20 protein-coding genes and 1 pseudogene are annotated in these 21110 nt (G+C 66.8%); 8 read left to right on the top strand and 13 right to left on the bottom strand.

Features of this window, described 5'->3' with window-relative positions:
* The first annotated feature begins 56 nt into the window (after nucleotides 1–56).
* Nucleotides 57–1583, top strand: coding sequence for an ATP-dependent RecD-like DNA helicase (locus CK944_RS06755; RefSeq protein ID WP_103172279.1), 1527 nt, complete (start codon nucleotides 57–59; stop codon nucleotides 1581–1583).
* Between the two features lie 57 nt (nucleotides 1584–1640).
* Here CK944_RS06755 and CK944_RS06750 read toward each other — a convergent pair whose 3' ends face one another.
* Entirely contained in the window at nucleotides 1641–2429 is a 789-nt protein-coding gene (locus tag CK944_RS06750) for an EcsC family protein (protein WP_103172278.1), read from the bottom strand.
* 109 nt (nucleotides 2430–2538) lie between these two features.
* Nucleotides 2539–3018, bottom strand: a pseudogene (locus CK944_RS06745) (GNAT family N-acetyltransferase); the annotation flags it as partial.
* 123 nt (nucleotides 3019–3141) lie between these two features.
* Between CK944_RS06745 and CK944_RS06740 the strand changes: the two are divergent.
* Complete coding sequence (locus tag CK944_RS06740; protein ID WP_103172276.1) at nucleotides 3142–3744, top strand: flavin reductase family protein; 603 nt, start codon at nucleotides 3142–3144, stop codon at nucleotides 3742–3744.
* Nucleotides 3741–4274 carry an adenine phosphoribosyltransferase gene (locus CK944_RS06735; RefSeq protein ID WP_103172275.1) on the top strand — a complete coding sequence of 178 codons (534 nt, stop codon included), beginning with the start codon at nucleotides 3741–3743 and terminating at the stop codon, nucleotides 4272–4274. Before CK944_RS06740 ends, CK944_RS06735 begins: the two co-directional genes overlap by 4 nt.
* Before the next feature lie 58 nt (nucleotides 4275–4332).
* Here CK944_RS06735 and CK944_RS06730 read toward each other — a convergent pair whose 3' ends face one another.
* The 10 genes from CK944_RS06730 to coxB form a co-directional block, all read right to left on the bottom strand.
* Nucleotides 4333–5730 (bottom strand): FAD-binding oxidoreductase, encoded by a 1398-nt coding sequence (locus CK944_RS06730; protein ID WP_103172274.1) that lies wholly within the window; start codon nucleotides 5728–5730, stop codon nucleotides 4333–4335.
* A 9-nt stretch (nucleotides 5731–5739) separates the two neighbouring features.
* Nucleotides 5740–6321, bottom strand: a complete 582-nt coding sequence (locus CK944_RS06725) for a GNAT family N-acetyltransferase (protein ID WP_192877734.1) — start codon at nucleotides 6319–6321, stop codon at nucleotides 5740–5742.
* A complete protein-coding gene (locus CK944_RS06720; RefSeq protein WP_371411651.1) occupies nucleotides 6321–7595 on the bottom strand; it encodes a M16 family metallopeptidase in 1275 nt (424 codons plus the stop codon). Before CK944_RS06720 ends, CK944_RS06725 begins: the two co-directional genes overlap by 1 nt.
* Nucleotides 7592–8968 carry a threonine synthase gene (gene thrC / locus CK944_RS06715; protein ID WP_103172273.1) on the bottom strand — a complete coding sequence of 459 codons (1377 nt, stop codon included), beginning with the start codon at nucleotides 8966–8968 and terminating at the stop codon, nucleotides 7592–7594. Before thrC ends, CK944_RS06720 begins: the two co-directional genes overlap by 4 nt.
* Nucleotides 8969–8978: 10 nt before the next feature.
* Nucleotides 8979–9650, bottom strand: coding sequence for an SURF1 family protein (locus CK944_RS06710; RefSeq protein WP_103172272.1), 672 nt, complete (start codon nucleotides 9648–9650; stop codon nucleotides 8979–8981).
* Nucleotides 9651–9719: 69 nt separating this feature from the next.
* Nucleotides 9720–10550 (bottom strand): cytochrome c oxidase subunit 3, encoded by an 831-nt coding sequence (locus CK944_RS06705; protein WP_103172271.1) that lies wholly within the window; start codon nucleotides 10548–10550, stop codon nucleotides 9720–9722.
* A gap of 28 nt (nucleotides 10551–10578) precedes the next feature.
* Complete coding sequence (locus CK944_RS06700) at nucleotides 10579–11151, bottom strand: cytochrome c oxidase assembly protein (protein WP_103172270.1); 573 nt, start codon at nucleotides 11149–11151, stop codon at nucleotides 10579–10581.
* The gene (locus tag CK944_RS06695; protein ID WP_103172269.1) at nucleotides 11148–11342 is read right to left on the bottom strand and encodes a hypothetical protein; all 195 of its coding nucleotides are present in this window, start codon (nucleotides 11340–11342) and stop codon (nucleotides 11148–11150) included. Before CK944_RS06695 ends, CK944_RS06700 begins: the two co-directional genes overlap by 4 nt.
* Complete coding sequence (gene cyoE, locus CK944_RS06690; RefSeq protein WP_103172268.1) at nucleotides 11342–12259, bottom strand: heme o synthase; 918 nt, start codon at nucleotides 12257–12259, stop codon at nucleotides 11342–11344. The genes CK944_RS06695 and cyoE overlap by 1 nt, the downstream gene beginning before the upstream one ends.
* A 41-nt stretch (nucleotides 12260–12300) precedes the next feature.
* Complete coding sequence (coxB, locus tag CK944_RS06685) at nucleotides 12301–13191, bottom strand: cytochrome c oxidase subunit II (protein WP_239985980.1); 891 nt, start codon at nucleotides 13189–13191, stop codon at nucleotides 12301–12303.
* Between the two features lie 184 nt (nucleotides 13192–13375).
* Between coxB and tldD the strand changes: the two genes are divergently transcribed.
* The 3 genes from tldD to topA all read left to right on the top strand — a co-directional run bounded on the left by tldD (nucleotide 13376) and on the right by topA (nucleotide 18754).
* A complete protein-coding gene (gene tldD, locus CK944_RS06680) occupies nucleotides 13376–14797 on the top strand; it encodes a metalloprotease TldD (protein WP_103172266.1) in 1422 nt (473 codons plus the stop codon).
* A gap of 66 nt (nucleotides 14798–14863) precedes the next feature.
* Nucleotides 14864–15982: a DNA-processing protein DprA gene (gene dprA, locus CK944_RS06675; RefSeq protein ID WP_103172265.1), complete on the top strand. Its 1119-nt coding sequence runs from the start codon at nucleotides 14864–14866 to the stop codon at nucleotides 15980–15982.
* A gap of 93 nt (nucleotides 15983–16075) precedes the next feature.
* The gene (topA, locus tag CK944_RS06670; RefSeq protein WP_103172264.1) at nucleotides 16076–18754 is read left to right on the top strand and encodes a type I DNA topoisomerase; all 2679 of its coding nucleotides are present in this window, start codon (nucleotides 16076–16078) and stop codon (nucleotides 18752–18754) included.
* Here topA and CK944_RS06665 read toward each other — a convergent pair.
* Nucleotides 18751–19461: a prephenate dehydrogenase gene (locus CK944_RS06665; protein ID WP_103172263.1), complete on the bottom strand. Its 711-nt coding sequence runs from the start codon at nucleotides 19459–19461 to the stop codon at nucleotides 18751–18753. The genes topA and CK944_RS06665 overlap by 4 nt on opposite strands.
* Before the next feature lie 247 nt (nucleotides 19462–19708).
* On the opposite strand from CK944_RS06665, the gene CK944_RS06660 reads away from it, so the two are divergent.
* Nucleotides 19709–20413, top strand: coding sequence for a CoA transferase subunit A (locus CK944_RS06660; protein ID WP_103172262.1), 705 nt, complete (start codon nucleotides 19709–19711; stop codon nucleotides 20411–20413).
* Nucleotides 20413–21039 carry a CoA transferase subunit B gene (locus tag CK944_RS06655; RefSeq protein WP_103172261.1) on the top strand — a complete coding sequence of 209 codons (627 nt, stop codon included), beginning with the start codon at nucleotides 20413–20415 and terminating at the stop codon, nucleotides 21037–21039. Before CK944_RS06660 ends, CK944_RS06655 begins: the two co-directional genes overlap by 1 nt.
* Nucleotides 21040–21110: the final 71 nt, after the last annotated feature.

Raw genomic sequence — 21110 nt, 5'->3', positions numbered from 1 at the left:
GGGGCCGCCGACAAGGCGGCTTCGCTTTTCGGGCCGGGCGGGATAAGACGCCGGTCATGAACGCCCCCGCCCCCACCCTGTCCCCCGACCAGGCCGATGCCTGGGATGCCCTGACCGAGGCCTTTGGCGCATCGGGCATCGACCTGATCGCCGAGGAACTGCAGCCTCCGCAGCCCGGCAAGGGTCGCGTGATGGCGGTCATCGGCAAGGCCGGGTCTGGCAAGACGCTGCTTCTGTCGCAGATCACCAAAGCCCTGCGCGACGCGGGGGTCGAGGTCGTCAGCGGCGATTACGAGGGCCGCCGCCGCAAGGACCGGCGCAGCGTGGCGATCCTGGCGCCGACGAACAAGGCGGCCTTCGTCTTGCGGATGCGCGGCGTGCCTGCGACCACGATCCACCGCATCCTTTATACCCCTGTCTATGACCCGGAATACGAAAAGCTGGCCGAATGGCTGACCGGCACCGGCGACCGCCCTGCCGTCGAGGGGATGACCGACGCCGCGCTTGACCGGGCCAAGGCCTTTTATGAGCAACACACTTCCATTCCCGGCGCCCTTGCGGCGGCGGGCCTGCGGGGGTCGGACTTCATCCGCGGCTGGAAACGGCGCGAGGATGCGCTGGATGTCGGCCTGATCGACGAGGCGTCGATGCTGGACGAAAAGCAGTTCGAGGATCTGCGAGAGATCTTCCCCCTGCTGGTGCTGTTCGGCGATCCCGCGCAGTTGGCACCCGTGGGCCAGTCGGGCGAGATGGTGTTCGAGAAGCTGGCCCCGTCCCAGCGCCTGATCCTGAACCGCATCCATCGCCAGGCCGATGACAGCCCGATCCTGGATCTGGCCCATGCGCTTGCCGACGACGGCCTGACCTTCGAAAGCTTCGAAAGCATGATCCGCGCCGCCGCCCGCAAGGATGACCGGGTGGTCTGGGCGGAACGGGTGGAAAGCGACCTGATGGCCCGCAGCCCGGTTCTGGTCTGGCGCAACGCCACGCGGATCCGGCTGATCCACGCCTTCAGGGCGGCCTATGGCGCGCCGGGCGATGCGCTGCTGCCGGGCGAGCCGCTGATCTGCGACGGGATCGAACTGCCGGTGAAGCACCGCAAGAAGCGCATCGACCTGGAGGCGCGGGGGCTGATCAAGGGGGCGCAGGTCGTCTATCTGGGGCCGGGCCGCAAGCCCGGCTTCTCGCGCCTGCATGTGATCGGGGCCGAGGATCCGCGCCTGTCGGCCGCCAGCATCGTCAAGATCGAACTGCCGGACGAGGAAGAACCCTTCATCCCCTATGCCGCCCGCATGGGCGCGACCTTCCTGCATGGCGCGGCGGTGACGATCCACAAGTCGCAGGGCAGCCAGTGGCCCGACGTGCAGGTCTTCGGTCCCGACATCAGCGCCGCCGCCTGGTCGAACCGGACCGAGGCCGGGATCCCCCTGTGGAAGCGGCTGGCCTATGTCGCGATCACGCGGGCGCAGGAACGGCTGCTGTGGGTGACGAAGGCCCGGCTGGCCCGTCCGACCGCGCCATTGAACACCCAGGACCTGGACGCGCCGGTCGCCGATCTTGCCTTGGCGTCCGAGGAAGACTGAAGCGCCGGGGGTTTCACACCCCCGGACCCCCGTGGGATATTGAGGCCAGAATGAACCTCAGCGCGCGGCCTTGCGATGATCAAGGCGTTCGATGGCCAGGCGCAGCGCCTCGATCAGGGCCTCCTTGGGTATGCCGGTTTCCTGCGACAACCGCATGATGCCGAAATGCACGCGGGCCAGTTCCTGGTAATACCGGGTGAAGGTATAGTTGATCGACGCGCCCACCACGGCCCCGAAGATCGGCGCAGCCTGGGCTGCCAGCTTCTGGCCCATCGACACCGACAGGCGCGGCGCGACCTTGCTGATAAGCCCCTGCACCGTCTGCCCCGTGACCGACATGCGCGCGGCCAGCAAGCCCAGGTCGGTCGAATCATCCTCGGCCATCGGACCCGCGGCGGCGAAGATGCGCAGGCATTCCATCCGCACCTCGTCGCTGTCGGGATCCAGCCCGTGTTCCACCGCGATGTCCAGCATCGCCCGCAGCAGCAGCGTGATCGTGAAGGGCAGTTCGACCATGGCGCCCGCGAAGCCGCCCACGCCCCCCGCCGCGCCGCTGACGGTCGAGGCCATGCGGTTGAACCAGTCCCCCCGGTCGCGCACCATCCGACGCGAGGTCGTGGCCGCCGTGAAGGCCCGGTTCAGGGCGGCGCGGGTGATCCGGTCCATGCGGCTGCGCACGAAGCCGGGCAGCTTCTCGATCAACCCCTCGGCGCTGTTGCCGACGACGGTCATCAGTTCCATTCCCAGACCGCCCGCATCCAGGTATCGCCGCGCCAGGCGGTCCACCTGGGCGTGGACGGACGGGTCATTGATCGGCGGAAGCACCAGTTGCGGATTTGTCGCCATCGCTATCCTCTCGAAGAACCTGCGGGTCCGGGGGCTGGACCGTGACGCAGGCCGAATCGTTGTCGGGGCTGCCCGTGTATTGCGCCGGCATCTCCATCACGCCCGGCGAGGTTTCACGCATGACCGGCCCCGCCACCCCAACCCAGGCGCCGGGCGAGAGTTCCAGCCCCAGCACGCGGTCGGGGTTGGTGGGCGGCGGCATTTCCACGTCATCCAGCCGCGAGAAGCCGAAGCGGCTGTAATAGGGCGCATCGCCCACCAGCAGGACCCTGCCCCACCCCAGGTGACGCGCCCGCCTCAGGCTGTCGCGCATCAGCATGCCGCCAAGCCCTTCGCCCTGGGCGGTGGGGTGAACCGCAATCGGTCCCAGCAGCAGCACCGGCTTGTGCGCGACGCGAACCGGCCAGAAGCGGATCGCGGCCTGCAGGATACCGTCGGCGCGCAGCACAAGGCACAGGTCGGCGACCTTGGGCACGCCGTCGCGCAGGCGGTATGACGACAGGGCGGTGCGGCCCGGCGCGAAGCACAGGTCGTAAAGGGCCTCGACCTCGGCTTCGGCGGCGGCGGTTTCGGGGCAGATTTCGTACATCGCGCCTCCTGTCGGGTCTGGGGGTGCCTTAGCACGGGCTTGCAGGTGATGAAACATCCGGGCCATTGCGGCGCGGCGCGGCAGATGGCAGGTTGTCGGCGCAGAAATCACAGGAGGCCCGCGATGTTCTACCGCCCCGAAAACGGCCACGGGCTGCCCCATAATCCCTTCAACGCCCTGATCGCCCCCCGTCCCATCGGCTGGATTTCCACGCGGGGACCCCAAGGCGACAACCTGGCGCCCTATTCCTTCTTCAACGCGGTGGCCTATGTCCCGCCCCAGGTGATGTTCGCATCGACAAGCGCCAAGCCGGATCGCAAGGGCACCAAGGACAGCGTGGCGCAGATCATCGAAACCGGCGTCTTCTGCGTCAACATCGCCACCGGCGACCTGCGCGACCAGGTGAACGCGTCCTCGGCCCCACTGGCCGCAGGGATCAGCGAATTCGACGCGGCGGGGATCGCGGCTGCGGAATGCGAGACCATCGCATGCCCGCGCGTCGCGGGCGCCGCCGCCGCGCTGGAATGCCGCATGACCCGCGTGGTGCCACTGGCGGGCGAGGCGAATTACGTCGTCTTCGGCGTGGTCACGGGCGTGCATATCCGCGACGATTGCGTGGTGAACGGCCGTTTCGACCCGCGTCCTGCGGGCGGCTGGATTGCGCGGCTGGGATACAGGGATTACGCAGCCGTCACCGACCTGTTCGAAATGGAACGCCCTGCATGAGCCTGAACGTCAAGGACTATATCCGCACCATCGTGGACTTTCCCCATGAAGGGATCATGTTCCGCGACGTGACCACGCTGTTTGCCGATGCGCGCGGCTTTCGCATCGCGATCGATCAGTTGCTGGCCCCCTATGCGGGCGCGCGGATCGACAAGGTCGTGGGGCTGGAAGCGCGCGGCTTCATCCTGGGCGGCGCGGTGGCGCACCAGTTGTCCACGGGCTTCGTGCCGATCCGCAAGAAGGGCAAGCTGCCCGGCGCGGTGATCTCCCAAGCCTATCAGTTGGAATATGGCGAGGCCGTGGTCGAGGTCCATGACGACGCCCTGCAACCGGGCGAACGTGTTCTGATCGTGGACGACCTTCTGGCCACCGGCGGCACGGCGGCGGCGGGGATTTCGCTGTGCGAAAGGCTGGGCGCCAAGGTCGTGGGCTGCGCCTTTGTGATCGACCTGCCGGATCTGGGCGGGCGCAAGCTGCTGGAAGGTCTGGGGCACGAGGTTCATGCCCTGACGGCGTTCGAGGGCGATTGACCCGTAGGGTGCGTGATTTCACGCACCTTGCCTGCGACGGTGCGTGCAGGCACGCAGCCTACGCCAGGATCACCCCCGGATTCATGATCCCCGCAGGATCCAGCGCGTCCTTGATCGCGCGCATCGCCCCAAGGCGCGCGGGATCGCCCCATTCGGCCAGTTCCGCGGCCTTCAGCCGTCCTACCCCGTGTTCGGCGGAAAAGGATCCCCCGCGCGCCACCACCATCTGGTGAACCGCGCGCGACAGGGACCGGCGGATGTCGTCATAGGCGTCGCGGGTCTGTCCCTGAACCGGGAACAGGTTGAAATGCAGGTTGCCGTCGCCCAAGTGGCCGAAGCAGTTGATCCGCAGATCCGCCATCTCCGCCAGCATGGCGCTGGCATCGCGGATGAAGCGGGCGATTTCCGACAAGGGCAGGCTGATGTCGTGGCTGGCGATGGCGCCGACATGGCGGTTCGCCTCGGGGATGGTTTCGCGGATCGCCCAAAGATCGGCGGCCTGCTGGCCGGACTGGGCGATCACGCCGTCGCTGACCAGGCCGGCCTCGGCCGCGTCGGTGAACATCCCTTCAAGCGCCTCGTCGGCCGACAGGCCCGCAGGCAAGCCCACCTCGATCAGGACCAGCCAGTCGGGGCGGTCCGGGAAAGGCTGGCGCAGGTCGGGAAAGGCCGCGTCCAGGAAGCGCAGCCCCTGGCCCGAGATCAGCTCGAACGCGGTCACACCCCCGGCCATGCGGGCCTGGGCCAGGGACAGCAGCGTCAAGGCGGCCTCGGACGATTCCACGACAAGCATGGCAACGCCGACCTCGGCCGGCACGGGGGCCAGCACCAGGGATGCGGCGGTGATGATGCCCAGCGTGCCCTCGGCTCCGACCAGCAGGTCGCGGATGTCGTATCCGGTGTTGTCCTTGCGCAACCGCTTGAGGTCATGCATGACCTGGCCTTGCGGCAAGACCGCCTCGACCCCCAGGCACAGGGCGCGGGCATTGCCGTAGCGCAGCACGTTCACGCCACCCGCATTGGTGCCCAGCACCCCGCCGATCTGCGCGGTGCCTTGGGACGCCAGCGCCAGGGGGAACTGCCGTCCGACGCGGGCCGCAGCCTCGCGGACCTGTTGCAGGGTGGCGCCCGCCTCGGCCACGATGACGCCCTCCTCGGGATAGGTCGCGCGGATGGCGTTCATGCGTTCCAGCGACAGCAGCAGGGGCACGGCGCCATCGACCATCACCTGCCCGCCCACAAGGCCGGTGCCGCCGCCGCGCGGAACGATGGGCACGCGCGCATCGGCGCAGGCGCGGACGACGGCCGCCACCTCATCCACGGTTCGCGGGGCGGCGATCAGCCCGGCCCGCCCGCGATAGCGGCCGCGCGGTTCCTCCAGATAAGCGGGCGCGGTTTCCCTCAGCACGCCCTGGGGAAGCAATCGCCCAAGCGCGTCGGTGGCGTCGTTCAGCATGATCTTGTCCTATCGGGCGTCGGTCCGGCCCCGCCGGTCGCTGCGCAGGTTGGCGTAAAGCACATGATTCCGCCACCGCCCGTCGATCTGCAGATAGCTTTGCGCGACGCCTTCATACTTGAAGCCCGACTTTTCCAGAACCCCGCGCGAGGCGGCGTTTTCCGGCAGGCAGGCGGCCTCGACCCGGCTCAGGTCCATGGCTGTGAAGGCATGATGCACCAGGAGGCCGATCGCCTCGCGCATATAGCCCTGGCGGGCGAAGGGCTGACCGATCCAATAGCCGATGGTCCCCGATTGCGCCGGGCCGCGGCGGATATTGTCCAGCGTGATCGCCCCCAGCAACACGCCGTCCCGGCGGACCAGGAACAAGGGCAGCGCCGTGCCCCCGCGTGCGGCGCGCGCCGCCCAATAGACGCGGTTCACGAAGCTTTTGCGCGACAGGTGGTCGGGGGACCAGACGGGCTCCCAAGGCGTCAGGAAATCCCGGCTGGACTGCCGCAGGGATGTCCAGGCGTGGAAATCCCCATGGGCAGGCAGGCGCAGCACGATCCGCTCGGTTTCCAACCTGACGGGCCGCGATCGCAGGAACATCAGGCGGCAAGCCTTTCGGCCAGGGTTCCCAGGTCGGGGGCGGCCTTGACGGGGCCATAGAGCGCCAAGGCCGGACGGGCCTGGCCGATCAGGCCTTCGGCATGGGCGCGCACCTCGGCCACTGTCACCGCCGCAATGCGGTCGGCGACCTCGGCCGCGTCGGGCACCCGGCCCCAGATCGCCAGCGTCCGCGCCATGCGCTCGGCCTGGGCCGAGGGGCTTTCCAGCGACATCAGCAGGCTGGCGCGCAACTGCGCCTTGGCGCGGGCGACCTCGGCCTCGGACATGTCGGCGGCGGCGCGCTTCATCTCGTCGATGGTCAGGGTGGACAGGTCGGCCAGATCCTCGGCCCCGGTGCCGGCATAGATGGTCAGCATCCCGGTGTCGTCGTGAAAGCCCGACTGCGCGAAGATCGTATAGCACAGGCCCCGTTCCTCGCGGATCTTCTGGAACAGGCGCGAGGACATGCCGCCCCCCAGTGCCGAGGAGAAGATCTGCGCGGCATAGAAATCTGGCGCAAGATAGCCCGGCCCTTCCAGGGCCAGGGCGAAATGCGCCTGTTCCAGCTTCTTGACCTTGCGCGTTTCCAGTCCCTGCCAGCGCGCGGCCTCTCGGGGTGCCTGGGTCACGGGGGCAAGATGCCCGAAGGCGCGTTCGGCCAGCCGCACGATGCGGTCGTGATCGACCGCGCCGGCGGCCGCCACGATCATCTGGCCGGGGCCATAGTTTTCCGCGACAAAGCCCGCCAGGTCGGCGCGGCCGAAGCTGCTGACCCGTTCGGCCGGGCCAAGGATGGTGCGGCCCATCGGCTGGTTCGGATAGGCGGCCTCTTGCAGCCAGTCGAAGATGATGTCGTCGGGCGTGTCCATCGACTGCCCGATTTCCTGCAGGATCACGCCGCGCTCGACCTCGATCTCGCGCTCGTCGAAGATCGGGTTCAGCACGATGTCGGACATGACGTCGAAGGCCAGGTCCACATCGTCTTCCAGCACCCGGACGTAATAGGCCGTCGCATCGCGCGAGGTATAGGCGTTGATATAGCCGCCCACATCCTCGATCGCCTCGGCGATCTGCAGGGCGGTTCGGGTCGCCGTGCCCTTGAAGGCCATGTGTTCCAGGAAATGCGCGATCCCGTTCTGTTCGGGCCGTTCATTGCGCCCGCCCGCATTGACCCAGACGCCAAGCGCCGTGGAATGCAGCCCCGGCATCAGGCGCGTGGCGATGCGCAAGCCGTTGGAAAGGGTCGTTACCTGCAGGTGGGCGTCTTTGTTCACTGGGTTCTCCGGTCAAGGATCAGCGATTTAAGCGCCTCGACGTCGTTTTCAACCCGCGTCACACGCTCGGGCAGGTCGAACAGGGTCGCCATATGCGGCGGCAGCGGGGGGCGCAGGCCGATGGCCTGTTCCACCGCGTCGGGGAACTTGGCGGGATGGGCGGTGGCTAGCGTCACCATCGGCACGCCGGGTTCGATGTGCTGGCGCGCCACCGCCACGCCCACGGCGCTGTGCGGGCACAGAACCTCGCCCGTTTCGGCGCGGATGGTGCGGATCATGGCGATGGTCTCGTCCTCGGACACGCGGCCCGACAGGTATTGTTCGCGCAGGGCCTGCAAGGCGCCCTGGCTGATGGTGAAGCCGCCCGCCCTCAATTCGTCCATCAGTTGCGAAATCGCCGCCGCGTCGCCGCCATAGGCCAGATAAAGCGCGCGTTCGAAGTTCGAGCTGACCTGGATGTCCATCGACGGGCTGATCGAGGGCTCGACCGTGCCGACACGGTATTCGCCCGTGGTCAGCGCGCGGTGCAGGATGTCGTTCTGGTTCGTCGCCACGATCAGGCGGCGGATCGGCAGGCCCATGGCCCGTGCGATCGACCCCGCGAAGATATCGCCGAAATTGCCGGTGGGAACGGTGAAGTCCGTCTCGCGCATCCCCAGGCTGGCGGTTGCGGTGAAGTAATAGACAATCTGCGCCACCACACGCGCCCAGTTGATGCTGTTGACGCCCGCCAGGCCCACGTTGTCACGGAAGGCATGGTCGTTGAACAGATCCTTCAGCCGCGCCTGGCAGTCGTCGAAATGGCCGGTCACGGCAAGCGCATGGACATTGGGCGCGTCGGGCGTGGTCATCTGGCGGCGCTGCACCTCGCTGACGCGGCCATGGGGGAACATGATGAAGACATCGACATTGTCGATACCCTTGAAGGCCTCGATGGCCGCCGATCCGGTATCGCCCGAGGTCGCGCCGACGATGGTGATCCGCTGGCCCGACCGCTTCAACGCGATCTCGAACAGTTGCGCGATCAACTGCATGGCGAAGTCCTTGAAGGCCAGGGTCGGGCCGTGGAACAGTTCCAGCAGGTGATGGCCGGGGGCCAACTGGCGCAGGGGGGCCTTGGCCGTGTGTTCGATGCGCCCATAGGCGCGGTCGATGGCGCCGCGCAGTTCCGCGTCGGTGAAGCTGTCGCCGGTGAAGGGACGGATGACGCGGAAGGCCACTTCCTCATAGGGCAACCCGTCCAGGTCGTTCAGGCCGCCAAAGGCCGGGATCGTCTCGGGCAGGTACAGCCCGCCGTCGCGGGCCAGTCCCGACAGCATGGCCCCTTCGAAGTTCAGCACCGGGGCCTGACCCCGCGTCGAGACGTAGCGCATCCGTATTCCCTCAGTATTTCCGCTGCCTGATACGCCAGATCAGGCCGACTGTCATCCCTGCCCAGGTCGCCGCGATCAGGAACCACTGGACAGCATAGGACAGGTGGTTGTTGGGGATCCCCTCGACCGCGACGGGGATCGGTTCGACCCCTTGGGCGTCGCCCTCGACGAAGCTTGCGACGACCAGCACGGGTTCCGTATCCAGCACCTCGGCCATGGCGGGCACGTCGCGAGCGAACCAGATGTTTTCGTCCAGGTTCGGATCGGGGGTGGCGTCGCCCTTTTCGTCCGGCCAATGCAGGTTGCCGCGCACGGAAAGCCGGGTCGGGGGGCGTTCGACATGGCGCAGTTCCTGCGGGACAAAGCCGCGGTCCAGCATGATCGCCCGCCCGTCATCGGTGATGAAGCGCGACACGACCTGGTATCCGCCGCCCTGTTCGCGGGTATGGGACAGCACGTCGATCTCGGCCCCGGTGGTGGTGCCGCTGACGGTGACCGGCAGGTATTTCATCGACGGGTCGATCACGTCCGGCAGGGGCACGGGATCGGCGTCGATCCCGGCCTCGATGTTGGCGATCACGCCTTCCTTCCACTCCATCCGGCGCAACTGCCACAGGCCAAGCTGGATCAGGATCGCGCAGCCGACGATGCCGAGGATCAGGGGAAACAGGATGCGGCGCATGAAGGGAAAGCCATCAAAGAAAAACGCGCGGGGTCGGCCCCGCGCGTCGCGTTTCGGAAAGGGCGGGGATCAGCTGCCCCAGATATAGATCACGGCGAACAGGAACAGCCAGACCACGTCGACGAAGTGCCAGTACCAGGCAGCAGCCTCGAACCCGATGTGCTTTTCCTGGTCCATCTGGCCGTTCAGCATCCGGAACAGGCAGACCGCCAGGAAGATCGTGCCGATGATGACGTGGAAGCCATGGAAGCCGGTCGCCAGATAGAAGGCGCTGGCATAGGACGTGTCGGCCAGGCCGAAGGCCGCATGGCTGTATTCATAGCCCTGCAGGAACGTGAAGATCACGCCCAGGACCACCGCGACGATCAAGCCGTTGATGGTCGTCTTGCGGTCGTTGTCGTGGACAAGCGCGTGGTGCGCCCAGGTCACGGCCACGCCCGACAACAGCAGGATCAGCGTGTTGATGAAGGGCAGATGCCAGGGATCGAAGGTCACGATGCCCTCGGGGGGCCAGACGCCGTCCTTGATCGGGCTTTCCGGCCCCATCGGATACATCGCGTTCTTGATGAAGTTCCAGAACCACGCGACGAAGAACATCAGTTCCGAGATGATGAACAGGATGAAGCCGTATTGCAGGCCGATCCGCACCACCGGGGTATGATCCCCCGCCTGGCTTTCGCGGATCACGTCGGCCCACCAGCTGTACATCACATACAGCACGCCGACGAGGCCGATCAGGAACAGCCAGGGACCGTTGACGGGAATTCCCAGCAGGCTGACTTCGTCCGCATGCATCCAGCCCACCGCGCCATAAAGCATCAGGAAGGCCGAGATGGCAGCGACGAAGGGCCAGATCGACGGCGGAAGGATATGGTAATCGTGGTTCTTTGCGTGCGCCATGAGCTGTCCCCGTCGGCTCCTCAAGTATTCAATTGACGTTATCGGCCGGCTCGGCGTCAAGCGCCGCCTGCTTCGGCTCGGTCCGGTGGAAGGTATAGGACAGGGTGATGTCCCTGATCCAGCTTGCATCACGGTCCTTGAGAAGGTCCGGGTCCACATAGAAGCTGACCGGCATCTCGATCCGTTCTCCCGGCTGCAAGGTCTGCTCGGTGAAGCAGAAGCACTCGATCTTGCTGAAGTAATAGCCCGACACTTCCGGCGCGACGTTATAGCTGGCGGTGCCGGTGATCGGCACGCCGGAATTGTTGATCGCCTCGTAGAAGGCAAGGCCGTTCTCGCCCAGCTTGATCTCCATGCTGGTCTGCATGGGCCGGAAGGTCCATTCCATGTTCTTGTCGACATTGGCGTCGAAGCGGACGCGCACGACCTCGTCCAGCACCTGATCGGGGGCCGCGACCGCGACCTGCGTGGTGCCGCCAAAGCCGGTGACGCGGCAGAACCAGTCATAGAAGGGAACGGCGGCCCAGGCCAGGGCGCCCATGGTGATGACGACGCCCACCAGCCAGGTGACGGTCTTCTTTTCGGGGGACATGCGGCTCATGGGCGGGGCTCCTCGACCGGCAGTTCTGACACGCGAGGCTGGTGATCGAAAGCCTCCATCATGTCGCCCTGCTGCACCTTGACCACGGTCAGTCCGAAGACCAGGGCGACAAAGGCCACCAGCACCAGCCCCAGTCCGACATTGCGGGACCGGCGGCGCTTGTGGATCTCATGTTCTGCGCTCAGCGGCATTACCAGCCCCCCACCCAGTTCTGCACCAGAAGGGCCGTGAAATGCAGGAACAGGTAATAAAGCGACAGCTTGAAGACCCGCTTTTCTACAGCATAGCCATCGGCGACGGCCGTTTCCTCGGATCGGCGCAGGATCTGCCAGCCGCCATGGATGAACAGCGCGTTCAGCACGACCGAGGCCGCCAGATAGACCGGCCCGCCGACCTGGGTCAGCCCCAGCCAGATCGCAAAGGGCGCCAGCACCAGCGTATAGGCGAAGATGTGGCGCCGCGTGGCCGGGCGACCATGGGTGACCGTCAGCATCGGCACCTTGGCCTCGTGATAGTCGGACTTCATGAACAGCGCGAGCGCCCAGAAATGCGGCGGCGTCCAGAAGAAGACCAGCGCGAACATCAGAAGCGATTCGATGCTGATCCCGCCCGTGGCGCAGGCCCAGCCGATCATCGGCGGGAATGCCCCCGCCGCGCCGCCGATCACGATGTTCTGCGGCGTCCAGCGCTTCAGCCAGATCGTATAGACCACGGCATAGAAGAAGATCGTGAAGGCCAGGAAGCCCGCCGCGAACCAGTTCGCCGCCAGCCCCAGCATCATCACCGCAAAGCCCGCAAGGATCAGGCCCAGCGACAGCGCCGCGCCCCCGTCGATCCGGCCTGCCGGGATGGGACGGCTTTGGGTGCGCCGCATCACCGCGTCGATGTCGGCGTCATACCACATGTTCAGCGCGCCCGATGCCCCGCCGCCAAGCGCGATGAACAGGACCGAGCAGAAGGCGATGAAGGGATGCACATCCACCGGCGCGACCCACAGGCCGACAAAGGCCGTGAAGACGACCAGCGACATCACCCGCGGCTTCAGCAGCGCGACGAAATCGCGGAACTCGGCCTCGGGGGCGCCTTCATAGGTGTTGATGTCGGTCATGTCGTCTTCGGTCTGGCTTCTGTCGCTGGTTGGGCCGACGGTCAGTCGGCCTTGGCCACCTGAACATCGGCAGCGGTGGTTTCCACGGCTGCGGTTGCAGGCGCGCCTTCCAGCGTGCCGCCCTGTTCGGCGACCCACTGGGCATAGACTTCGGGGCTGACCGCCTTCACGACGATCGGCATATAGGCATGGTTGATGCCGCACAGTTCATAGCAGTTACCGAAATAGACGCCTTCCTGTTCGACATTGAACCAAGCCTGCGCAATGCGGCCCGGAACGGCGTCCTGCTTGACGGCGAAGGCGGGGATCGACCAGGAATGGATCACGTCATTGGCCGTCACCTGCAGCAGCACGGTCTGGCCCACGGGCACGACCACGGCGGTGTCGGTGGCCAGCAGGTATTCATCCTCGGAATAGCCGTAGTCCGCCAGCTCTTCCTTGGTCAGCATGATCGAATCGAAGCTGACACCGTTTTCGGGATATTCATAGGACCAGTACCACTGGTTCCCGGTCGCCTTGATCACGACATCCGGGTCGGCCGGCATTTCCTGGCTGCGGAACAGCGCGGGCAACGAAAACGCGCCGATCATCACCAGGATCAGCACGGGAACCAGCGTCCAGGCGATTTCCAGCGGCGTGTTGTGCGTGAACTTGGCCGGGACCGGGTTCGACCGCTTGTTATAGCGCAGGATCACGACCAGCAGCAGCGTGCAGACCAGGACCGTGATCACGGTGATGATGATCAGCACGAAGTGGTCCAGCCACTGCTGATCGCGGGCCAGTTCGGTCGCCGCCGGCTGGAAGTTCACGCCGCGCGGCTCGGGCTTGCCGATCACGGGCAGTTCACCCAACACGTCCTGCGCAAAGGCCGACCCGGCTACCATTCCCGCCGTCGCAAGCCCGGAAGCTGCCGCGACTGTCCGGCGAATCATCGCTATTGCCATCATCCCATCCCGTTATCCTGGCGCGGCCGCGCGACCGCAGGTCGCCCAAAGGCGGCCCTTTTCCTTTAACAATCCCCGTTCTATGACCATATCTCGACCCCACGGGCAAGTGATACATAAGCCTGCCTGCGCAAATTACCGGCATTGGGCCGCCAGAAGGATGAACCCCGTCATGAGCCGAACCCCCTTCGACCCCTTCGCGACCCACCTGGACCGCGACCGTGCCCTGGCGATCCTGCGCGAGGCCACGGCGGGGGCCGAGGATGGCGAACTGTTTCTTGAGCATACGGTGTCGGAATCGCTGGTCTTCGACGACGGACGGCTGCGCAATTCGGGCTATACCGCCGAACAGGGCTTCGGATTGCGCGCCGTGCGCGGCGAGGTCACGGGCTATGCCCACTCGACCGAGATTTCCGAACCTGCCCTGCGCCGCGCGGCGGAAACCGCGCGCCTGGCGGTGGGCCAGGGCGGCGGCGTGATGGCGCCTGCCGCGCCCATGCAGGTCCAGCCGCTTTACATGGCGGCCGACCCGGCCGAGGGGATCCCCTTCGCCCAACGCATTGAACTTTTGCGCCAAATTGATGATTACGCCCGCTCGCGCGATCCTCGCGTGGTGCAGGTGACCGTTTCCCTGGCCTCGTCCCTGCAGCAGGTGGCGATCCTGCGGCCCGAAGGGGGATTGGTGACAGATATCCGCCCCATGGCGCGGCTGAATGTCGGCGTGATCGTGGAAAACAACGACCGGCGCGAATCCGGCGGCCATGGCGGCGGCGGGCGCGTGTCGCTTGCGGGCCTGATGGATCCAGCCCACTGGCAGCCCGCCGTGGACGAGGCGCTGCGCATCGCCCTGGTCAACCTGCGTTCGGTCCCCGCGCCTGCCGGGGTGATGGATGTCGTGCTTGGCCCCGGCTGGCCCGGCATCCTTCTGCACGAGGCCGTGGGCCACGGGCTTGAAGGCGATTTCAACCGCAAGAAGGCCTCGGCCTTTGCGGGACTGATGGGACAACGTGTCGCAGCCCCCGGCGTGACGGTGGTGGACGACGGCACCATCCCCGACCGGCGCGGGTCCATCGGCGTCGATGACGAAGGAATGCCCCCTGCCCGCAACGTGCTGATCGAGGACGGGATCCTGGTGGGCTACATGCAGGACCGCCAGAACGCCCGGCTGATGGGGGTGGATCCGACCGGCAACGGTCGGCGGCAAAGCTTCTCGCACGCGCCGATGCCCCGGATGACCAACACCTATATGCCCGGCGGCGACGCGGATCCGGCGGCGATCCTGGCGGATCTGCGCGACGGCATCTATGCGGTGGGCTTCGGCGGCGGCCAGGTGGACATCACCAACGGCAAGTTCGTGTTTTCCTGCACCGAGGCTTACCGCGTCAGGAACGGCGTGGTGGGCGACCCGATCCGGGGCGCCACGCTGATCGGCGACGGGGCGACCGCGCTGCAGCAGGTGCGCGCCATCGGCAACGACATGGCGCTGGATCCGGGCATCGGCAATTGCGGCAAGCAGGGCCAATGGGTGCCGGTGGGCGTGGGCCAGCCGACGCTGCTAATCGGCGGGCTGACGGTCGGCGGCTCGGCGGCCTAGGGGACGCTAACCGGTTGTTAACCGCTGCGGCGTAATGCTGATTCCCGGACAAGGGCCGGAGGCAGCATGGATACCGGACATCTTCCTTTTGATACGCGCGGCGCGCAGGACGACGACCTGTCGGTGCTGCGCCTGATCCGGTCCCGCCGGGTGGGTCCGGCGACCTATCACCGGCTGGTGGCCGAACACGGCAGCGCGCGGGCGGCGCTGGATGCCCTGCCCGAGATCGCGGCGGCGGCGGGCATCGCCGGCTACGAAATCTGCCCCGAAGGCGTTGCGGCCGCCGAACTGGCTGCGGGCCGCAAATGCGGTGCCCGGCTGGTCCGCTGCGATTCGCCCCTTTATCCTTCCGCGCTGCGCGAGATTGATGGCGCACCGCCTGTCCTGTGGCTTCGCGGCGATCCCTCCTGGCTGTCCAGAAAGCCGGTGGCCGTGATCGGGGCGCGCAACGCGTCTTCGCTGGGCCTGCGCATGGCGCGCGGCATGGCGGCGGGCTTGGGCGAAGCGGGGCATACCGTCGTCGCGGGTCTGGCGCGGGGCATCGACACCGCCGCCCACAACGCAGCCCTTCCCACCGGCACCATCGCGGTGATGGCGGGTGGCGTCGATGTGATCTATCCGGCGGAAAACGTCATCCTGGCCGCGCAGATCGCCGAAAAAGGCGCGCTTGTCTCTGAACAGCCGCCCGGCACCGAACCGCAGGCGCGCCACTTCCCGACCCGCAACCGCATCGTGTCGGGCCTGTCGCTGGCCGTGGTGGTAATCGAGGCCGCGCATCGGTCCGGCACGCTGATCACGGCCAAGAACGCGCTGGATCAGGGGCGAGAGGTGATGGCGGTGCCCGGCCATCCGATGGATGCCCGCGCGGGCGGCTGCAACCAGTTGATCCGCGACGGCGCCCTGCTGGTGCGCAATTCGGCCGATGTCTGCGCGGCGCTTGGCCAGGAGCCGGAGCTTGCCGGCATGGCCGAGGCACCTGCGGTCCCAGTCCCCTGCCCCGAACCCGCCGATCCCGCGCAGATCGAGGCGCGGATCCTGTCGCGTCTCGGGCCTTCGCCTTCGGATGAAAACGACGTGATCCGCGACCTGGGCTTGCCTGCCGCAACGGCAAGTGCGGCGATCCTGTCGCTGGAATTGCAGGGCCGGCTGCTGCGCGTGCCGGGCGGGCGGCTGGCGCTTGGCTGACGGGCGCACACGCGGCGGATGATTTCGGCAGGTTGACACTGGCAGGCCCCCGACCCATGTTCCCGGCCCATCGCAAGGTCCCCTGAGGTAAGAATGCCCGTCGTCGTCGTGGAATCCCCGGCCAAGGCCAAGACCATCGAGAAATACCTCGGCGGCGATTATCGCGTGCTGGCCTCTTTCGGCCATGTCCGCGACCTGCCGCCCAAGGACGGCAGCGTCGATCCGAACGACGATTTCGCCATGAAATGGGAGGTCGCGGCAGACAGCCGCAAGCACCTCAAGGCGATCAAGGACGCGCTGAAGGACGACCAGACCCTGATCCTGGCGACCGACCCCGACCGCGAGGGCGAGGCGATTTCCTGGCACCTGCTGGAGGCGCTGTCACCGGCGCTGAAGAAGGGTGCGGCGGTCAATCGCGTCACCTTCAACGCCATCACCAAGACCGCCGTGACCGAGGCCATGGCCAATCCCCGCCAGATCGACCAGCCGCTGGTCGATGCCTATCTGGCGCGACGCGCGCTGGATTACCTGGTGGGCTTCAACCTGTCCCCGGTCCTGTGGCGCAAGCTGCCGGGCGCGAAATCGGCGGGCCGGGTGCAGTCGGTCTGCCTGCGCCTGATCGTGGACCGCGAAATGGAGATCGAGGCCTTCAAGGCCCGCGAATACTGGTCGGTCCATGCGCGCCTGGCGACACCGGGCGGCGCGGAATACGACGCCACGCTGGTGTCGCTGGCGGGCGCGAAGCTGGACCGCTTCGACCTGCCGAATGCCGAAAAGGCCGCGATGGCCGTCAGCGCGGTGGCCAGCCGCGACCTGCGCGTGACCAGCGTCGCGGCCAAGCCCGCGACCCGCAATCCCTGGCCGCCCTTCATGACCTCGACCCTGCAGCAGGAAGCATCCCGCAAGCTGGGCATGGGCGCCAAGGCCTGCATGTCGGCGGCCCAGCGGCTGTATGAGGCGGGGCTGATCACCTATATGCGGACCGACGGCATCGACATGGCGCCCGAGGCCGTCCATGCCGCCCGCGACGCGATCCGCGCCAAGTTCGGCGACAAATACGTCCCCTCCAGCCCGCGGATGTACAAGAACAAGGCCAAGAACGCGCAGGAAGCGCATGAATGTATCCGCCCCACCGACATGATGCTGTCGCCCGACAGGCTGAAGGTCACGGCGGACGACCAGCGCAAGCTTTATGACCTGATCTGGAAGCGCACCATCGCCAGCCAGATGGAAGCCGCCCGCATGGAGCGCACCACGGTCGAGATCGCCAGCCCGGACAACCAGGTCGGCCTGCGCGCGACGGGCCAGGTGATCCTGTTCGACGGCTTCCTGCGCGTCTATGACCAGGGCCGCGACGACGACGACGGCGAGGACAGCGCCCGCCTGCCCGCGATCCAGCAGGGCGAGCCCGCGAAGCTGGTCGGCAAGGCCTTCGAGGCCGAGTTCGCCAAAGCGCGCGAAAAGGACGACCCCGCGCCCGCCGCCCCTGCGGGTCAGCGCGCCGCCCCCGGCCTGCTGCTGAACGACACGGCCGCCGTGGCCGCGCGCCAGCATTTCACCCAGCCACCCCCCCGCTATACCGAGGCCACGCTCGTCAAGCGGATGGAGGAACTGGGCATCGGCCGGCCTTCGACCTATGCCAGCATCGTCACCACGATCCAGGACCGCGAATATGTCCGCAAGGACAAGAACCGCCTGATCCCCGAGGACAAGGGCCGCCTGGTCACGATCTTCCTGACCAAGTATTTCCCGCGTTACGTCAGCTATGACTTCACGGCGGATCTGGAAAACGAACTGGACGAGATCAGCGCGGGCGACCTGGTCTGGCGCGAGGTTCTGGGTCGCTTCTGGAAGGATTTTTCAAAGGCGCTGGAAGGCACGTCCGAACTGCGCATCACCGAGGTTCTGGACGCTATCGACGAGGCGCTGGCCCCGCATCTTTATCCGCCGCGCGCGGATGGCGGCGATCCGCGCGTCTGCCCGGTTTGCGGCGCGGGACGGCTGAACCTGAAGACGGCTCGGTCGGGCGGGGCGTTCATCGGCTGCACGAACTATCCCGAATGCCGCTATACGCGCCCGATTTCCGCCCCTGACGGAGAGGAAGCCGTGGGCGACCGCATCCTGGGCGAGGATAACGGCGATCCGATCAGCCTCAAGACCGGGCGCTTCGGCCCCTATGTCCAGCGGGGCGAGGCGACCGAGGACAACCCCAAGCCTGCCCGCGCATCCATCCCCAAGGGCTGGAATCCGGCGACGCTGGATCTGGAAAAGGCCGTGCAGCTTCTGTCGCTGCCGCGTCCGGTGGGCAACCACCCCGAGGATGGCGAACTGATCGAGGCCGGGATCGGCCGGTTTGGTCCCTATGTGAAGCATGGCTCGAAATACGCGAACCTGCCGGACGTGGACGAGGTCTTCACGATCGGCATGAACCGCGCGGTCGAGGTTCTGGCGGCCAAGCAAACGCGTGACCGCGCCGCTGCCGCCGCGCCACTGCGCGAGTTGGGGGATCATCCCGACGGCGGCGCGATCCAGGTGATGAACGGGCGCTATGGTCCTTATGTGAAATGGGAAAAGGTGAATGCCACCCTGCCCCGCGATGTCGCGCCCGAGGACCTGACGGTCGAGCAGGCGCTTGAACTGATCGCCGCCAAGGCCGGCAAGTCGCCCGCCAAGAAAAAGGCCGCGCCCAAGGCCAAGGCCGCTGCGAAAAAGCCTGCCGCCAAGAAGGCCCCTACTCAAAAGTCCTCCGCCAAGAAGGCGGCCAAGGGCTAGAGTTCGTCCGCGATCCCGGAGGCTTCCGCCAGGAAGCGCTGGCGGACGCTGGCCGCATGGGGGTTCGCCTTCAGGATCGTCGCCAGCAGTTCGGGAGAGTCGTCCTGGACCATGGCGGCGGCCTCCGCCAGCATCGCGAAGCTGCGGGTCGCCATGTCCCGCGGCAGCGGACCCAGCCGCGACAGGCTGCGCGCGATCAGATGCGTGAGGCCTTGGACCACCGCCATGTCGCGGTCATGCTGGTCGGGGGTCGTCGGGATCACCTGCAACCCCTTGGCCTTCAGAAAGGCTGCCAGCCGCCGGTGTCCCCGGCTGCGCAGCGGGCACCAGGCGATGCGATGGCCCGCGATGCCGTCCGCCGCGCTGGCCGGACCGAACAGGGGGTGACTGGCGACGATCCCGACATGATCCGGCAGCAGGTCCAGCATCAGCCGCGCGGGTTCGACCTTGACCGACGACACGTCGATCACCGTCGATCCCGGCCGCAGATGCGGGGCGATGGCGCGCAGGACGGCTTCAAGCTGCGGCAGGGGCACAGCCAGCACCACGATGTCGGCGCGGGCCGCCTGCGCGGGATCGACCTGCGGCAGGTCGTTCGGCCGGACGCAGGGATCGCAGACGGACAGTGCCAGATGCGGGCGCAAATGCCGCGCGATCAGCTGGCCGAAGGTGCCAAAGCCGATGATGGACAGGGTTTGGGGACGCATGGGACGGACCTTCCGGGCTTGCGCAAGGCCGTTGTGATCTTTCCCGTCAACCGCACCCCGCGCGGTTGACATGACGCTGCCCCCGCTATGTCAGCGGGCGGTAATAGTTGGCAAAGGCAGCGTTGCGGGCTTTCATCCCCGTTTGATGGCGGCGGGCACCGCCGATGTCAACCATGCTGCACCGCCGCATTGACTTGGCCTGACGCGCAAGCGACAAATCCGCAGCGGTTCAATTTGGGGAGGGACAATGAAAAAGGTCTATGCCACGGCAAGCGAGGCCCTGGAGGGCTTGCTGCATGACGGGATGTTCATCGCGGCGGGCGGCTTTGGCCTCTGCGGCATCCCCGAACTGCTGATCGCGGCCATCCGCGACGCGGGCACCAAGGATCTGACGGTCGCGTCCAACAACTGCGGCGTCGATGACTTCGGACTGGGGATCCTGCTGCAGACGCGCCAGATCAAGAAGATGATCTCCTCCTATGTGGGCGAGAACGCAGAGTTCATGCGCCAGTATCTGTCGGGCGAGCTGGAGTTGGAGTTCAACCCGCAAGGGACGCTGGCCGAACGGATGCGCGCGGGCGGCTGCGGCATCCCCGGCTTCTATACCAAGACGGGCGTGGGCACCGTCATCGCCGAGGGCAAGGAGGTCAAGACCTTCGACGGCGAGGATTACATTCTGGAACGCGGCATCGTGGCGGATCTGTCCATCGTCAAGGCCTGGAAGGCCGACGACACCGGCAACCTCGTGTTCCGCAAGACGGCGCGCAACTTCAACCCGCCGGCGGCGATGTGCGGCAAGGTTTGCGTGGCCGAGGTGGAGGAGATCGTCCCGCGCGGCAGTCTGGATCCCGACATGATCCACCTGCCCGGCATCTATGTCCACCGCATCGTGCAAGGCCAGCACGAGAAGCGCATCGAGCAGCGCACCACCCGCAAGAAGGAGACTGCGTAATGGCTTGGGATCGCAACCAGATGGCCGCGCGGGCGGCGCAGGAACTGGAAGACGGGATGTATGTGAACCTCGGGATCGGCATCCCGACGCTGGTCGCGAACTATGTGGGCGACAAGGACATCACGCTGCAGTCCGAAAACGGGATGCTGGGCATGGGGCCCTTTCCGTTCGAGGGCGAGGAAGACCCCGACCTGATCAACGCGGGCAAGCAGACCATCACCGAACTGAACCGCACCGCCTATTTCGACAGCGCCACCAGCTTCGGCATGATCCGGGGCGGCAAGATCGCCGCCGCCATCTTGGGCGCGATGGAGGTGGCCGAGAACGGCGATCTGGCCAACTGGATGATCCCCGGCAAGCTGGTCAAGGGCATGGGCGGCGCGATGGATCTGGTCGCGGGCGTGGGCCGGGTGATCGTGGTCATGGACCATACCAACAAGGCGGGCGAGTCCAAGGTCCTGCGCGAATGCACCCTGCCGCTGACCGGCAAGGGCGTAGTGGACCGCATCATCACCAACCTGGGCGTGCTGGACGTGGTCGAGGGCGGGCTGAAGATCGTCGAGACCGCCGAGGGCGTGACCGAGGAGGAACTGCGCGCCGCGACGGAAGCCACCATCGTCGGGTGATGCGTCGCGCAGGCTGGAAAAGGTGGCGGGGGGCCTTGCCCCCCGTCGCCGTTTCGGCGACTCCCCCCAGG

This window comes from Paracoccus sp. SY, from assembly GCF_002901215.1.
Classification (GTDB): domain Bacteria; phylum Pseudomonadota; class Alphaproteobacteria; order Rhodobacterales; family Rhodobacteraceae; genus Paracoccus; species Paracoccus acridae.
This window is presented reverse-complemented; position numbering and strand designations above follow the sequence as displayed.

Bases quoted from the DNA above. Each gene is read 5' to 3' on its own strand.
- CK944_RS06755 (WP_103172279.1), top strand. From the start codon at position 57: ATGAACGCCCCCGCCCCCACCCTGTCCCCCGACCAGGCCGATGCCTGG.
- CK944_RS06750 (WP_103172278.1), bottom strand. From the start codon at position 2,429: ATGGCGACAAATCCGCAACTGGTGCTTCCGCCGATCAATGACCCGTCC.
- CK944_RS06740 (WP_103172276.1), top strand. From the start codon at position 3,142: ATGTTCTACCGCCCCGAAAACGGCCACGGGCTGCCCCATAATCCCTTC.
- CK944_RS06735 (WP_103172275.1), top strand. From the start codon at position 3,741: ATGAGCCTGAACGTCAAGGACTATATCCGCACCATCGTGGACTTTCCC.
- CK944_RS06730 (WP_103172274.1), bottom strand. From the start codon at position 5,730: ATGCTGAACGACGCCACCGACGCGCTTGGGCGATTGCTTCCCCAGGGC.
- CK944_RS06725 (WP_192877734.1), bottom strand. From the start codon at position 6,321: ATGTTCCTGCGATCGCGGCCCGTCAGGTTGGAAACCGAGCGGATCGTG.
- thrC (WP_103172273.1), bottom strand. From the start codon at position 8,968: ATGCGCTACGTCTCGACGCGGGGTCAGGCCCCGGTGCTGAACTTCGAA.
- CK944_RS06710 (WP_103172272.1), bottom strand. From the start codon at position 9,650: ATGCGCCGCATCCTGTTTCCCCTGATCCTCGGCATCGTCGGCTGCGCG.
- CK944_RS06705 (WP_103172271.1), bottom strand. From the start codon at position 10,550: ATGGCGCACGCAAAGAACCACGATTACCATATCCTTCCGCCGTCGATC.
- CK944_RS06700 (WP_103172270.1), bottom strand. From the start codon at position 11,151: ATGAGCCGCATGTCCCCCGAAAAGAAGACCGTCACCTGGCTGGTGGGC.
- CK944_RS06695 (WP_103172269.1), bottom strand. From the start codon at position 11,342: ATGCCGCTGAGCGCAGAACATGAGATCCACAAGCGCCGCCGGTCCCGC.
- cyoE (WP_103172268.1), bottom strand. From the start codon at position 12,259: ATGACCGACATCAACACCTATGAAGGCGCCCCCGAGGCCGAGTTCCGC.
- coxB (WP_239985980.1), bottom strand. From the start codon at position 13,191: ATGATTCGCCGGACAGTCGCGGCAGCTTCCGGGCTTGCGACGGCGGGA.
- tldD (WP_103172266.1), top strand. From the start codon at position 13,376: ATGAGCCGAACCCCCTTCGACCCCTTCGCGACCCACCTGGACCGCGAC.
- dprA (WP_103172265.1), top strand. From the start codon at position 14,864: ATGGATACCGGACATCTTCCTTTTGATACGCGCGGCGCGCAGGACGAC.
- topA (WP_103172264.1), top strand. From the start codon at position 16,076: ATGCCCGTCGTCGTCGTGGAATCCCCGGCCAAGGCCAAGACCATCGAG.
- CK944_RS06665 (WP_103172263.1), bottom strand. From the start codon at position 19,461: ATGCGTCCCCAAACCCTGTCCATCATCGGCTTTGGCACCTTCGGCCAG.
- CK944_RS06660 (WP_103172262.1), top strand. From the start codon at position 19,709: ATGAAAAAGGTCTATGCCACGGCAAGCGAGGCCCTGGAGGGCTTGCTG.
- CK944_RS06655 (WP_103172261.1), top strand. From the start codon at position 20,413: ATGGCTTGGGATCGCAACCAGATGGCCGCGCGGGCGGCGCAGGAACTG.